Origin of the sequence: Streptomyces milbemycinicus (assembly GCF_002154605.1) — a bacterium.
Lineage (GTDB): Bacteria > Actinomycetota > Actinomycetes > Streptomycetales > Streptomycetaceae > Streptomyces > Streptomyces milbemycinicus.
Map to the genome: position 1 here is coordinate 1 of NZ_MUNE01000746.1, position 13137 is coordinate 13137.

Genomic DNA, 13137 nt, shown 5'->3' on the forward strand with positions numbered 1-13137 from the left:
GGCGGCGACGGGCGCGCCCGTGGCGGCTCCCAGGTAGCTCACGGTGTCCGCCCCGGCGCCGACGCGGCGCAGCAGCGCACGGGTTCCCGGGGTGCGGGCCCACCACACCTCATGGCCGTGCGTGGTGGCGACGATCCGGCGCACCCCGCCTCGCGGCGCAGCCGCCCGGCCATCAGCCCCAGGGGCGCGGCGGCGCCGAACCACACGCTGTCGCAGCGGTGGCGACGGGCCAGCTCCACCGCGCGGCTGGTGGCGCGCCGGGTGACGAAGGTCTCGATGCCACCCTGGCGCGGCGGAAAGTCATTGGTGATCACGAGGGTGCGCGGCATCCCGCGTGGCTGCTCGGTCATACGGCCCGAGGCTAGGAACGCGCCCGCCCCGCCGCGTCACACTCAGGAGGTAACTCCGGCATCACGCCGTGGTGTGACAAAGGGTCACGCCGTGGGCGGAAGACGGAGCCTGAGTATCAACCCGTACGGTGACGCGCCCGCGCAGGCGGTGGCCCTGGCGTACGGGCTGGGCCTGGTGGTCTCGGGGGCGCGGTGACACCCCACGCGCGGTTACGCGTCCGCGCGGTTACGAGCCCGCGCGGTTACGAGCCCGCGCCCAGCACCACCACGTCGTCCGCGTCGAACGCGACGCCGACCCGCTCCCCCTCCTTCGGCGCGTCCCGCAGCGCACACGCCGCCTCCAGGCGCGGCGCGCCCGCAGGTTGGAGGACGAGGGCCACGCGGTCGCCGCGGAAGGTGCGCGCCGCCACCGTGCAGGGCAGGCCCTTCTCGGGGGAGGTGAGCCGCACCCCGGCCGGGCGCACCAGCAGGCGGCACGGCCCCGGCGGGGTGCCGTCGGGCACGGGCAGCTTGCCCCAGCGGGTGTCGGCGCTCTGGCCGTGGACAGTGGCGTCAACCAGGTTGTCGAAGCCGAGGAAGCGGGCGACGAACTCGGTGGCGGGCCGCTGCCAAACCTCCAGGGGGGTGCCGGTCTGCGCGATGCGCCCGCCGTCCATCACCACCACCCGGTCCGCGAGCGCGAACGCCTCCCCCTGGTCGTGGGTGACCGCGAGGACCGTGGTGCCCAGCTCGCCGAAGAGCTGGCGCAGTTCGACCACCAGCCGCTCCCGCAGCCCGCGGTCGAGCTGGCCCAGTGGCTCGTCCAGCATCAGCAGCTTGGGCCGCGGGGCCAGGGCGCGGGCCAGCGCGACCCGCTGCTGTTCGCCGCCGGACAGCGAGGCGATCGCGCGCCGTTGCGCGCCCGGCAGGCCGACCAGCTCCAGCAGTTCGGCGACCCGTCGCTCCGCCTCGGCGCGCGCCACCTTGCGCATGCGCAGCCCGAAGGCGACGTTGCCGCCCACGTCCCGCTGCGGGAAGAGCTGGTGGTCCTGGAACATCAGGCCCACGCCGCGCCGGTGGGTGGGCACCCCCGCCTGGTCCCGCCCGGCCAGCCACACCCGGCCGGTGTGGGCCCGTTCCAGGCCCGCCACCACGCGCAGCAGTGTGGACTTGCCGCCGCCGCTGGGCCCCAGCACCGACACCGTCTCGTGCTCGGCGACCTCGAGGTCCACGGCGTCGAGCGCCGCCCGCTCGCCGTAGCGGACCGTCACCTCGTCCAGTCGCAGCAGCGTCATCAGAACTCCCCCGAACGGTCGGTGCGGATCCGCTCCAGTACCAGCAGGGAGCCCGCGCACACCAGCATCAGAATCGTGCTCAGGGCCATGGCCTGGCCGTAGTTGAGCTGCCCGGCCCGGCCGAGGAAGCGGGCGACGGCGACCGGGAGGGTCGGGTGGTCGGGCCTGGCGATGAACACCGTCGCCCCGAACTCGCCGAGCGAGACGGCGAAGGCGAAGCCCGCCGCGACCCCGAGGGCCCGCGCGACCAGCGGCAGGTCCACCTCCCGCCAGGCCCGCAGCGGGGACGCGCCGAGCACGGCCGCCGCCTCGCGCAGCCGGTGGTCCACCGCGCGCAGCACGGGCAGCATGGTCCGTACGACGAAGGGCACGCCCACCAGGGCCTGCGCGAGCGGTACGAGGATCCATGAGGCGCGCAGGTCCAGCGGCGGCTCGTCCAGGGCGATGAGAAAGCCGAAGCCGACGGTGACGGCGGAGGTGCCGAGCGGCAGCATCAGCAGCGCGTCGAAGCCCCGTACCAGCCGCCCCGCTTTTCTGGTCAGCGCCGCCGCCGCCAAACCGCCCACGGCGACCGCGAAGACGGTCGCCACGGCGGCGTAGCGCAGGGAGTTCCAGACGGCGTCCATAGGGGCCACGAAATACGTCCCGCCGCTGTCCGCCACCGACTGGAGAGCGCGGTAGTAGTCGAGTCCGTAGCCGCCGGGGGCGTCCAGGGACCGTTCGACCAGGACCGCGAGCGGCAGCAGGATCAGCAGCGCCACGACGGCGAGCACGCCCCACAGCAGCGCCCATTGGGCCGCGCCCTGGGGGCGGCGCGCGGTCTGTTCGGGGGCGACCAGCTTCAGGGCGCCCTCGCGGCGCCGTACGGTCCACGCGTGCAGGGCCAGGACCGCGGCCACGGCCGCGAACTGGACCAGCGTCAGCACGGCGGCGGTCGGCAGGTCGAGCAGCTGGGCGGTCTCCCGGTAGATCGCGACCTCCAGGGTGGCGTACCGGGGGCCGCCGAGGATCTGGATGACGCCGAAGGAGGTGAAGGTGAACAGGAAGACCATCAGGGCGGCGGCCGCCACGGCGGGCGCCAGCGCCGGCAGCGTCACCCGCCGCCACGCGGCCAGGCGGCTCGCGCCGAGCACCCGCGCGGCCTCCTCCTGCCGCGGGTCGAGCTGCGCCCACAGCCCGCCGACGGTCCGTACCACCACCGCGTAGTTGAAGAAGACGTGCGCGAGGAGGATCGCCCATACGGAGGTGTCGAGCCGCACCCCCCACAGGCTGTCCAGCAGCCCGCCGTGGCCGAGCAGGGCCAGGAACGCCGAGCCCGCGACGACGGTCGGCAGGACGAAGGGGACGGTCACCACGGCGCGCAGCAGCCGCTTGCCGGGGAAGTCGAAGCGGGCGAAGACATACGCGCCGGGCAGCGCGACCGCCAGCGTCAGGGCGGTGGAGGCGGCCGCCTGCCAGCCGGTGAACCACAGGATGTCCAGGACGGCCGGGTCGGTGAGCACGTCGCCGATGCGGCCCAGCCGCCACTGACCGTCAATGCGCAGCCCGCGGGTGACGATGGCGGCCACCGGATAGACGAAGAACAGCGCGAAGAACGCGGCGGGCACGGCCATCAGGGCCAGCCGCAGCGCAGCCCCGCGCAGCCGCCCAGGGCGCTCTTTCGCCGCCTCCGGCGCGGCGGCGGGGCGCTCACGCCGCTTTACAGGACGAGCGAGGACCATGCCTTGACCCACTGGTCACGGTTCTTGGCGATCTTCCGCGGGTCCAGGGTGGCCGAGTCGGCGATCTTCACGCCGTACTTCGCGAACAGCTCGGGCAGCTTCGCGTCCTCGCGGGCCGGGTTGACGTACATGTTGAGCGGCACGTCTTCCTGGAAACGCTTGGTCAGCAGAAAGTCCAGCAGCGCCTTGCCGCCCTTGGTGTTCGAAGCACCCTTCAACAGTCCGGCGAATTCCACCTGGCGGAAGCAGGTTCCCGTCGCGACCCCCGTAGGGGCCTGCTCGGGCCGCGGCTTGGCGTCGACGACCTCGGCGGGCGGGCTGGAGGCGTACGAGACGACCAGCGGCCGGTCGCCCTTGGCGCCGCCCGCCGAGCCGGAGAAGCGGTCGTAGTACGCCTGCTCCCAGCCGTCGACGACCTCGACGCCGTTGGCCCTGAGCTTCTTCCAGTAGCCCTGCCAGCCGTCGTCGCCGTACCGGGCGGCCGTGCCCAGCAGAAACGCGAGACCGGGCGAGGAGGTGGCCGCGTTCTCGGTGACCAGGAGGTTCTTGTAGGCGGGCTTGGTCAGGTCGTCGAGGGTCTTCGGCGGGGCCAGCTTCTTGTCGGCGAAGTACTTGCGGTCGTAGTTGACGCAGATGTCGCCGAAGTCGACCGGGGTGACGCGGTGCTCGGCAGCGTCGAGCTGGAGGGCCGCCGGGACCTTGTCCAGACCCTTGGCCTGGTACGGGGTGAACAGGTCGTTGTCGAGCGCGCGGGAGAGCAGCGTGTTGTCGACTCCGAAGAAAACGTCGCCCTGGGGATGCGATTTGGAGAGTATCGCCTGGTTGACGGCCGCCCCGGCGTCGCCGCCCGGCAGGACCTGCACCTTGTAGCCGGTCTGCCGGGTGAACTCCTTCAGCACGGCCTTCGACGCGGCGAACGAGTCGTGCGAGACCAGCTTCACGGTCTTGGAGCCGGAGCCTCCGGAGGAGCCGGAGTCCTCGCCGCAGGCGACGAGCGTGGTGAGGCCGAGCGAGCCGAAGAGGGCGGCGGCGACGGCATGCCGAAGACGGCTGTTCATATGAGGCTGACTCCCTACGCCGGTATGACCCGGATCAGGTCCGAGGGTCTGCGGCCGAGCCGCACTCTCAGCGCTGTTCGCGCTCCCCTGTCGGATGTTCACTTGTACGAGATGTGGATGTATGCACGAGGTGGTGCCAGGGCACCGTATCAGCTGGCCCTCAGCGCTCCGTCGCCGCCAGCTGCCCGCACGCCCCGTCGATCTCCTGCCCCCGGGTGTCCCGGACGGTCACGGGCACGCCGTGTGCCTCCAGGGCGGCCACGAACGCCTTCTCGTCCTCGGGCCTGGACGCGGTCCATTTGGAGCCGGGCGTCGGGTTGAGCGGGATCAGATTGACGTGCACCCGGCGGCCCTTGAGCAGCCGCCCCAGCAGGTCGGCCCGCCACGCCTGGTCGTTGATGTCCCTGATCAGGGCGTACTCGATGGAGACGCGACGGCCCGACGTCTCCGCGTACTCCCACGCGGCGTCCAGGACCTCACGGACCTTCCAGCGGGTGTTGACCGGGACGAGCGTGTCGCGCAGCCCGTCGTCGGGCGCGTGCAGCGACACCGCGAGACGGCATTTGAAGCCCTCGTCGGCGAACCGCAACATCGCCGGGACCAGCCCGACGGTCGAGACGGTGATACCGCGCTGGGACAGGCCGAGGCCGTCCGGCTCCGGGTCGGTCAGCCTGCGGATGGCGCCGACGACGCGGTTGTAGTTGGCAAGCGGCTCGCCCATGCCCATGAAGACGATGTTGGACAGCCGCGCAGGCCCGCCCGGGATCTCTCCGTCCCGCAGCGCCCGCATCCCGTCGACGATCTGGTGCACGATCTCGGCGGTGGACAGATTGCGGTCCAGGCCCGCCTGGCCGGTGGCGCAGAACGGGCAGTTCATGCCGCAGCCCGCCTGGGAGCTGATGCACATGGTGACCCGGTCCGGGTAGCGCATCAGCACGGACTCCACGAGCGTGCCGTCGAAGAGCCGCCACAGGGTCTTGCGGGTGGTGTCGTCGTCGCAGCTGATGTGGCGCACCACGCTCATCAGATCCGGCAGCAGCCCGGCCGCCAGCTTCTCGCGCGCGGCGGCCGGGATGTCGGTCCACTGGGCCGGGTCGTGGCTGTACCGGGCGAAGTAGTGGCGCGATACCTGGCCGGCCCGGAAGGGCTTCTCGCCGAGGGCGGCGACGGCCTCGCGGCGCTCGGCGGGCGAGAGGTCGGCGAGATGCCGCGGGGGCTTCTTGGCTCCGCGCGGCGCGACGAATGTGAGTTCTCCGGGCTTGGGCATGGTTCAACCAGTGTCGCAGACGTGCGTACGGCCTCGTGCCACGCATGGCACGAGGCCGTAACGGCCGGGGTCGTGGGGCCGGTCAGCCGCCGCCCACGAAGATCACCATCAGCAGCCAGACCACGGGCGCGGTGGGCAGCAGGGAGTCCAGCCGGTCCATGATCCCGCCATGGCCGGGCAGCAGCTTGCCCATGTCCTTGATGCCCAGATCACGCTTGATCATGGACTCGCCGAGGTCGCCGAGGGTCGCGCTGACCGCGACGGCGAGCCCGAGCAGCAGCCCCTGCCACCATGCGCCGTCCTTGATCAGGTACTGCATGGACAGCGCGCCCGCGACCATCGCGAAGGCGATCGCGCCCAGCAGCCCCTCGCGGGTCTTGCCGGGGCTGATGCGCGGCGCGAGCTTGTGGCGTCCGAACCGCCAGCCGACCGCGTACGCGCCGGTGTCGCTGACCACGGTCAGCAGCAGAAAGACGAGCACCCGCCGCGGCCCGTCGTCGGCGGCGAGCATGAGCGCGACAAAGCTGGCCAGGAACGGCACATAGAAGGCCGCGAAGACGCCGGCCGTGACATCCCTGAGGTAGTTCTCGGGCGGCTCCGTCATCCGCCACACGAGCACCGCCAGGGCGGTCAGCGCGACGGCCACCCACGCGCCCTCCGCACCGCGCACATAACCGGCGACCACCATGGCGACACCGCCCACGGCGAGTGGCACCAGCGGGACGTGGATGTCCTTGCGCTCGGCCAGCCGTGAGGTCAGCTCCCACAGGCCTACGACCACCGCGACCGCTATGACGCCGATGAACACCGGCTTGTAGATGAAGAGCGAGGCGACGACCAGCACGCCGAGGCCGACGCCCACCCCTATCGCGGCGGGCAGATTGCGGCCCGCGCTCTTCTTCTTCGCATCGCCCGTCACGTCTTCGCTCCCCGTACGGTCGGCGCTGCCCGCCTCGCCGGGCTGAGCGGCGCTGCCGGAGGGCGTGGCGTCGGGGCGGTCCGGGGGCGTCGGCGGGTGCGCCGCAGGCCGTCGCGGCCCACGCTCCGGCTCCCGGTCGTCGCGGAACAGGGGGCCGCTCGGCCGAGCGGCCCCCCGGTCACGGTCGGCGGCATCCCAAGGGTCTCCGCCTGCGTGGGGCACGGTGGGCATGGGCCGAGTCTGCGCCGCCTCGCCCACGTCGTGCGCGGGACCCGCCGAGGGCGAGGGCACCTTGCCGCGAAGCGAGGGAGGGGGTCCCTGCTGGGCCGGTCCCCGGAGGCGGGCGCTCGGCGGAGCCCCCCAGGATGAGTCGTTCATCAGACCTCGAGGAGCTCGGCTTCCTTGTGCTTGAGCAGTTCATCCACCTGCGCGACATACTTCGCGGTGGTGTCGTCGAGCTCCTTCTCGGCGCGGCGGCCCTCGTCCTCGCCGACCTCGCCGTCCTTGATCAGCTTGTCGATGGACTCCTTGGCCTTGCGGCGGACGCTGCGGATCGAGATCTTCGCGTCCTCGCCCTTGCCCTTGGCGACCTTGATGAATTCCTTGCGGCGCTGTTCGGTGAGCTCGGGGAACACCACCCGGATGATGTTGCCGTCATTGCTCGGGTTGACGCCCAGATCGGAGTCGCGGATGGCCTGCTCGATGTTGCGCAGCGCGGTCTTGTCGAACGGGGTCACCACGGCCATCCGCGGTTCGGGCACCGAGAACGACGCCAGCTGGTTGATCGGCGTCATCGCTCCGTAGTAGTCCGCCACGATCTTGTTGAACATCGCCGGGTGCGCACGCCCGGTGCGGATCGCGGCGAAGTCCTCCTTGGCGACCACAACGGCCTTCTCCATCTTCTCCTCGGCCTCGAGGAGGATCTCTTCGATCACCACTTGCTCCTGGTGTTATCAGTAAGCAGAGCCTCGCCCCTGCGTGCGTCTTCTCCTGCACGGTGTCCGACCGGCAGGCCGTTGTCCATCCCCCGTATGAGCCGTCAGGCCCGGGAGCCCTGGTCGCTCACGAGCGTGCCGATCTTCTCACCCTTCACCGCACGCGCGATGTTTCCTTCGGCGAGAAGCTCGAAGACGAGGATCGGCAGTTTGTTGTCGCGGCACAGTGTGACGGCGGTGGCGTCGGCGACCTTGAGGTCGCGGGTGATCACCTCGCCGTACTCCAGGGCGTCGAACTTCACCGCGTCCGGGTTCCGGGCGGGGTCGGAGTCGTACACCCCGTCCACCCCGTTCTTACCCATGAGCAGGGCCTCGGCATGGATCTCCAGGGCCCGCTGGGCCGCGGTGGTGTCCGTCGAGAAGTACGGCATGCCCATACCCGCGCCGAAGATGACCACGCGCCCCTTCTCCAGATGGCGCACCGCGCGCAGCGGAATGTACGGCTCCGCGACCTGGCCCATGGTGATGGCGGTCTGGACGCGGGAGTCGATGCCCTCCTTCTCCAGGAAATCCTGGAGGGCGAGACAGTTCATGACCGTGCCGAGCATGCCCATGTAGTCCGAGCGGGCCCGGTCCATACCGCGCTGCTGCAGTTCGGCGCCGCGGAAGAAGTTGCCGCCACCGATGACGATGGCGATCTCGGCACCGTCCCGGACGACCGCGGCGACCTCACGGGCGATGGCGTGCACGACATCCGGGTCCACCCCGAGCCCTCCGCCTCCGGCGAATGCCTCACCGGAGAGCTTGAGCAGGAACCGACGGCGTTTGACCCTGCCCTGAGCGTTCTTCTCGTCGGCGGCCTGTCCGGCGCCCGCGCCCTGATTCATTGGAGATCTCCTCGTGCACATACGAAGAAGGCCATTGCCGGACGGGTCCTTGTTCGACCTCTGCGGCAATGGCCTCCTCGTCACATCTGCGGCCGACCGGTTGACGGTTGGCTGCCTACGACCCTATCGGGGTCGCCGGTCATTCGCTGTTCGGCTCGGACGCCGACGCTCAGACGCCTACGCTCAGACGCCGACGCGGAAGCGCGCGAAGCCCTTGAGCGTGACACCGGCCTCGTCCAGGATCTTCTGGACGGTCTTCTTGTTGTCCTTGGCGAACGGCTGGTCCACCAGGACGTTCTCCTTGAAGAAGCCGGTGACGCGGCCCTCGACGATCTTCGGCAGGGCAGCCTCGGGCTTGCCCTCCTCGCGGGCGGTGGCCTCGGCCACACGGCGCTCGTTCTCGACGGTCTCGGCCGAGATCTCGTCACGGCTCAGGAACTTCGGCGCGAACGCGGCGATGTGCTGCGCGATGTCCTTGGCGACCGTGGCGTCTTCCTTGTCCAGCTCGACCAGCACGCCGACCTGCGGCGGCAGGTCCGGCATGGTGCGGTGCATGTACGCGGCGACGTAACCGCCGGAGAGCTGCGCGAAGCGGTCCAGGACGATCTTCTCGCCGAGCGTCGCGTTGGCCTCGTCGACGTACGCCTGGACGGTCTTGCCGGGCTCGATCTCGGAGGCGAGCAGCGCCTCCAGGTCGGCCGGGGAGGTCTTGGCGACGTGGGCGGCGATGGCGTTGGCGGCGGCGATGAACTTGTCACCCTTGGCGACGAAGTCGGTCTCGCACTTCAGCTCGACCAGCACACCGGAGGAGTTGTCGTCCGCGATGAGGGAGACGACGGCACCGTTCTCGGCACTGCGGCCCTCGCGCTTGGCCACGCCCTTCTGGCCCTTGACGCGCAGGACCTCGACGGCCTTGTCGACGCTGCCATCGGCCTCGTCCAGCGCCTTCTTGCAGTCCATCATGCCGGCGCCGGTGAGCTCACGGAGCTTCTTGACGTCAGCGGCGGTGAAGTTCGCCATGATCTGTGAATCTCTTCTCGAAAGTCGAAAGCTCTACGGGGGAACGGCGGGGGTGGTGCCAAGGCACCGTCCCCCGCCGTCACACGTGGTCCGAGTGGTCAGGCCTGCTCGGCGTCCGCGGCCGGGGCCGGGGCCTCAGCCGGGGCCTCAGCCGGCTGCTCAGCCGGGGCCTCAGCCGGGGCCTCAGCCGGGGCCTCGGCCGGCTGCTCGGCCTCGGCGGGCTTGGCCGCCTCGGGCTCGTCGGCCTTCTTCTCGCCCTCCAGCAGGTCGCGCTCCCACTCGGCGAGCGGCTCACCGGCGGCCTTGCCGGCCTTCTCGTCACCGGTGGCGACACCGGAGCGGGCGATAAGGCCCTCGGCGACCGCGTCGGCGATCACGCGGGTGAGAAGGGTGACCGAGCGGATCGCGTCGTCGTTGCCCGGGATCTTGTAGTCGACCTCGTCCGGGTCGCAGTTGGTGTCGAGGATCGCGACGACCGGGATGCGGAGCTTGCGCGCCTCACCGACGGCGATGTGCTCCTTCTTGGTGTCGACGATCCAGACGGCGCTCGGCACCTTCTGCATCTCGCGGATACCGCCGAGGGTCTTCTCCAGCTTGGCCTTCTCGCGCGAGAGGACCAGCAGCTCCTTCTTGGTGAGGCCGGAGGCGGCCACATCCTCGAAGTCGATCTGCTCGAGCTCCTTGAGGCGCTGCAGACGCTTGTAGACGGTCGAGAAGTTGGTGAGCATGCCGCCCAGCCAGCGCTGGTTGACATACGGCATGCCGACGCGGGTCGCCTGCTCGGCGATCGCCTCCTGCGCCTGCTTCTTCGTGCCGACGAACATGATCGAACCGCCGTGGGCGACGGTCTCCTTGACGAACTCGTAGGCGCGGTCGATGTACGACAGCGACTGGAGCAGGTCGATGATGTAGATGCCGTTGCGCTCGGTGAAGATGAAACGCTTCATCTTCGGGTTCCAGCGGCGGGTCTGGTGCCCGAAGTGGACGCCGCTCTCCAGCAGCTCCCGCATCGTGACGACGGCCATGGCCGTACTCCTTGAAGTGCTCGGTTCCGCGGCGGCCGGGCGGCTGCCGCGCCTGACGCCCCGGCGCGTCTGCCACGGGCTGGGCCCTTGCCTTGCGGAGGGCTCGTCCGAGGACCGAGGGACGCGGCCGCCGTGCTCTTCGAGCGGTATCGATGGATGGATCGAGGCCGATCGGGGTGCCGGTGGCGGGGCGTGCGAAGTCGACCCGGTGACCCGGATCGCCACAAGAAGTGTACGGGACCCGTGCGGTGCCGGGTGACGGCGATATCCACAACCCGTGAGTAGTCCCCAGATCGTGGCCATGATCCACGCGAATCGGGCGAGTCGCGTCACCGTGTCCCCATGCGACCACACACCGCTGCCCCAGCCGTCGGCCGGGCCTCCGCCCCGGCCCCGGACCGGCCTCCGCTGACCTTGCCGACGTTGCTGCTGACCCTGCTGACCTTGCCGTTCATGGTCCTACTCGGCGTGGTCCCGCCGCTGTCGGCCCGGCCGGCCGCCGCGTCGGAGTCGGCCACGGCATCGGAGTCGACCACGGCCGCGGGGGCCCCGGCCCGTGACGGGCGGGCCTGGCCGGTGAGGCCGGAGGCGGGCGCGGGCAGACCGACGGTGCTGCGGGGCTGGGAGCCGCCACCCACCCCCTGGGCGGCGGGCCACCGCGGGGTGGATCTGGCGGCCCGCACCGGCCGGCCCGTGCGGGCGGCGGCCGCGGGCCGGGTGTCCTTCGCGGGCCAGGTCGCGGGCCGCGGGGTGCTCACCATCGAGCTGTCGGGCACCGGCCGCCCGCCACTGCGCACGACATACGAGCCGGTACGGGCCGTGGTGGCCAAGGACGAGCGGGTGCGGGCCGGCCAGGTGGTGGGCGTCCTGGGCACGGGCCCCTTCCACTGCCCATCCGGCTGTCTGCACTGGGGCCTGCGCCGCGGCGACCGCTATCTGGACCCGCTGTCGCTGCTCACCCCGTCAATGCTGCGCCACGGCCACTCCCGGCTGCTGCCGGTCTTCGGCGTCCCGGAGGGGCCGGACATCCCGGAGGGGCCGGACGTCCCGGAGCGAGCGGGTGCCGCGCCGGGAGCGAGCACCCGGGGCACGTCGCATACGGCCGACGGCCGTACGCCTTACACCCTCGCCTCGCGCACCGCGGGCGCCTCCGGCCCCGTGGGCCTGGCCTCGGCCGCCGTGCTGGCGGTCGCGGCGGTCTGGGCCGGGGGGCGGCTGCGCCGGGCGCGGACGATGGGCGCCGGGCGGGGTGTCGTCAGGGGCGCACGCCGTGCAGGGCCATGGTGACGGCCGCTTCCGTGACGCCCGAGGGGTCCTCGGCGCCGAGTTCGATACGGCGGACCGCGGCGTCCACGACGCCCTGCAGCAGCACCGCGGTCAACCGCGGCTGCTCATGACCGAGCTCGCCGAGGGCCTGGACGACCATGGCGATCAGCCCGCCGTGCGCGGCCCGGATCTTCTCGCGGGCGCCCGCGTCCAGCTCCCCGGCCGAGATCGCCACGACCGCCCGGTGGCGGCGGTCGCCGACCAGCGCCAGCTGCTGCCGCACATAGGCCTCGATCTTCGCCTCTGGCGAGTCGACCCGTTCCATGGCCGCCTCGACCTCGGCGGCCCAGACCGGGAAGTCCACCGCGCACAGCTCCTCGACCACGGCCGCGCGGGAGCGGAAGTACTCATAGACGGAGGACCGCGCAAGGCCCGTGCGCTCGGCGAGGGCGGGGAAGGTCAAGGCCTCCGTACCGCCCTCGGACAGCAGGGAGCGGGCGGCGTCCAGCAGGGCGTCGCGCTGCATCGTCCGGTGCTCGGCCACTGAGGCCGCTCGAATCCTGGGCACGCCACCACTTTACGAAAGGCCCCGTGGTGGGGGCGATACTGCCGGGACGATTCAGCGTCCGACATCGGCCAGCTTGGCCCGCAGCTGCAGTACGGATTTGGTGTGGATCTGGCTGACCCTGCTCTCCGTGACCCCGAGGACCTGGCCGATCTCGGCCAGCGTCAGTCCCTCGTAGTAGTAGAGGGTGACCACGGTCTTCTCCCGCTCGGGGAGCGTGTTGATGGCGCGGGCGAGCAGCCTGCGCAGCTCGCGGTCCTCGGCCACCTCCACGGGGTTGTCGGCGGCGGTGTCCTCCAGGGTGTCCATGAGGCTCAGCCGCTCGCCGCCCTCCCCACTGGCGTGCAGCAGGTCTTCGAGGGCGACCACATTGGCCAGCGACAACTGGCTGAAAACCCCGTGCAGTTCATCGAGGCCGATATCCATCTCGGCGGCCACCTCGGCCTCCGAGGGGGTGCGGCGCAGGGCCGCCTCCAGTGTGGCGTAGGCCCGCTCGACCGCTCTGGCCTTCTGGCGGACCGAGCGCGGGATCCAGTCCAGCGCCCGCAGCTCGTCGATCATCGCGCCACGGATCCGGGTGATCGCGTAGGTCTCGAACTTGATGGCCCGCTCGGGGTCGAACTTCTCGATGGCGTCGATGAGTCCGAAGACGCCCGAGGAGACGAAGTCGGCCTGCTCGACATTGGACGGCAGCCCGACGCTGACCCGCCCCGCCACATACTTCACCAGCGGCGAGTAGTGGAGGATCAGCTGCTCCCGGAGCCGACCGTCGCCCGTGGACTTGTAGGACCGCCACAGCTCGTCGAGCGATGACGGGGCGGCGGGACGCACCGCGCCGCGGGCAGGGGTC

The 13137-nt window shown here is 71.3% G+C and carries 12 protein-coding genes, 1 pseudogene and 1 riboswitch; of the genes and pseudogenes, 1 reads left to right on the plus strand and 12 read right to left on the minus strand.

The features are described from left to right. The 10 genes and pseudogenes from CCN51_RS44915 to rpsB form a co-directional block, all read right to left on the minus strand. Nucleotides 1-329 (minus strand): annotated as a pseudogene (locus CCN51_RS44915) (alpha-(1-2)-phosphatidylinositol mannosyltransferase); the annotation flags it as partial. Between the two features lie 263 nt (nucleotides 330-592). Beyond that, the gene (locus CCN51_RS44920) at nucleotides 593-1624 is read right to left on the minus strand and encodes an ABC transporter ATP-binding protein (protein WP_014176041.1); all 1032 of its coding nucleotides are present in this window, start codon (nucleotides 1622-1624) and stop codon (nucleotides 593-595) included. Next, nucleotides 1624-3237 (minus strand): ABC transporter permease, encoded by a 1614-nt coding sequence (locus tag CCN51_RS44925; protein WP_014176042.1) that lies wholly within the window; start codon nucleotides 3235-3237, stop codon nucleotides 1624-1626. Before CCN51_RS44925 ends, CCN51_RS44920 begins: the two co-directional genes overlap by 1 nt. Before the next feature lie 86 nt (nucleotides 3238-3323). Then, nucleotides 3324-4403 (minus strand): thiamine ABC transporter substrate-binding protein, encoded by a 1080-nt coding sequence (locus CCN51_RS44930; protein WP_014176043.1) that lies wholly within the window; start codon nucleotides 4401-4403, stop codon nucleotides 3324-3326. Then, nucleotides 4398-4502, minus strand: a riboswitch (TPP riboswitch). Its footprint overlaps the gene before it by 6 nt. Nucleotides 4503-4563: 61 nt before the next feature. Then, a complete protein-coding gene (gene rlmN, locus CCN51_RS44935; RefSeq protein WP_014176044.1) occupies nucleotides 4564-5670 on the minus strand; it encodes a dual-specificity RNA methyltransferase RlmN in 1107 nt (368 codons plus the stop codon). An 82-nt stretch (nucleotides 5671-5752) separates the two neighbouring features. After that, on the minus strand, nucleotides 5753-6967 hold the full coding sequence (locus CCN51_RS44940) for a phosphatidate cytidylyltransferase (RefSeq protein WP_043486650.1): 1215 nt from the start codon (nucleotides 6965-6967) through the stop codon (nucleotides 5753-5755). Further along, nucleotides 6967-7524 carry a ribosome recycling factor gene (gene frr / locus CCN51_RS44945; RefSeq protein ID WP_014176046.1) on the minus strand — a complete coding sequence of 186 codons (558 nt, stop codon included), beginning with the start codon at nucleotides 7522-7524 and terminating at the stop codon, nucleotides 6967-6969. The genes CCN51_RS44940 and frr overlap by 1 nt, the downstream gene beginning before the upstream one ends. A gap of 104 nt (nucleotides 7525-7628) precedes the next feature. Then, nucleotides 7629-8411 carry a UMP kinase gene (pyrH, locus tag CCN51_RS44950; protein WP_014176047.1) on the minus strand — a complete coding sequence of 261 codons (783 nt, stop codon included), beginning with the start codon at nucleotides 8409-8411 and terminating at the stop codon, nucleotides 7629-7631. 183 nt (nucleotides 8412-8594) lie between these two features. After that, complete coding sequence (tsf, locus tag CCN51_RS44955) at nucleotides 8595-9431, minus strand: translation elongation factor Ts (RefSeq protein WP_014176048.1); 837 nt, start codon at nucleotides 9429-9431, stop codon at nucleotides 8595-8597. Between the two features lie 98 nt (nucleotides 9432-9529). Next, entirely contained in the window at nucleotides 9530-10456 is a 927-nt protein-coding gene (gene rpsB / locus CCN51_RS44960) for a 30S ribosomal protein S2 (RefSeq protein ID WP_086860881.1), read from the minus strand. A gap of 342 nt (nucleotides 10457-10798) precedes the next feature. Between rpsB and CCN51_RS60365 the strand changes: the two genes are divergently transcribed. Beyond that, the gene (locus CCN51_RS60365; RefSeq protein WP_078610424.1) at nucleotides 10799-11743 is read left to right on the plus strand and encodes a murein hydrolase activator EnvC family protein; all 945 of its coding nucleotides are present in this window, start codon (nucleotides 10799-10801) and stop codon (nucleotides 11741-11743) included. On the opposite strand, the gene CCN51_RS44970 is transcribed toward CCN51_RS60365, so the two are convergent. Then, nucleotides 11712-12266, minus strand: a complete 555-nt coding sequence (locus tag CCN51_RS44970) for a TetR/AcrR family transcriptional regulator (RefSeq protein ID WP_014176051.1) — start codon at nucleotides 12264-12266, stop codon at nucleotides 11712-11714. The genes CCN51_RS60365 and CCN51_RS44970 overlap by 32 nt on opposite strands. Before the next feature lie 75 nt (nucleotides 12267-12341). Further along, the coding region (gene whiG, locus CCN51_RS44975; RefSeq protein WP_425444797.1) for an RNA polymerase sigma factor WhiG at nucleotides 12342-13137 on the minus strand (796 nt) is incomplete at its 5' end.

Bases quoted from the DNA above. Each gene is read 5' to 3' on its own strand.
- rpsB (WP_086860881.1), bottom strand. From the start codon at position 10,456: ATGGCCGTCGTCACGATGCGGGAGCTGCTGGAGAGCGGCGTCCACTTC.
- pyrH (WP_014176047.1), bottom strand. From the start codon at position 8,411: ATGAATCAGGGCGCGGGCGCCGGACAGGCCGCCGACGAGAAGAACGCT.
- rlmN (WP_014176044.1), bottom strand. From the start codon at position 5,670: ATGCCCAAGCCCGGAGAACTCACATTCGTCGCGCCGCGCGGAGCCAAG.
- CCN51_RS44925 (WP_014176042.1), bottom strand. From the start codon at position 3,237: ATGGCCGTGCCCGCCGCGTTCTTCGCGCTGTTCTTCGTCTATCCGGTG.
- CCN51_RS44940 (WP_043486650.1), bottom strand. From the start codon at position 6,967: ATGAACGACTCATCCTGGGGGGCTCCGCCGAGCGCCCGCCTCCGGGGA.
- CCN51_RS44920 (WP_014176041.1), bottom strand. From the start codon at position 1,624: ATGACGCTGCTGCGACTGGACGAGGTGACGGTCCGCTACGGCGAGCGG.
- tsf (WP_014176048.1), bottom strand. From the start codon at position 9,431: ATGGCGAACTTCACCGCCGCTGACGTCAAGAAGCTCCGTGAGCTCACC.
- CCN51_RS44930 (WP_014176043.1), bottom strand. From the start codon at position 4,403: ATGAACAGCCGTCTTCGGCATGCCGTCGCCGCCGCCCTCTTCGGCTCG.
- CCN51_RS60365 (WP_078610424.1), top strand. From the start codon at position 10,799: ATGCGACCACACACCGCTGCCCCAGCCGTCGGCCGGGCCTCCGCCCCG.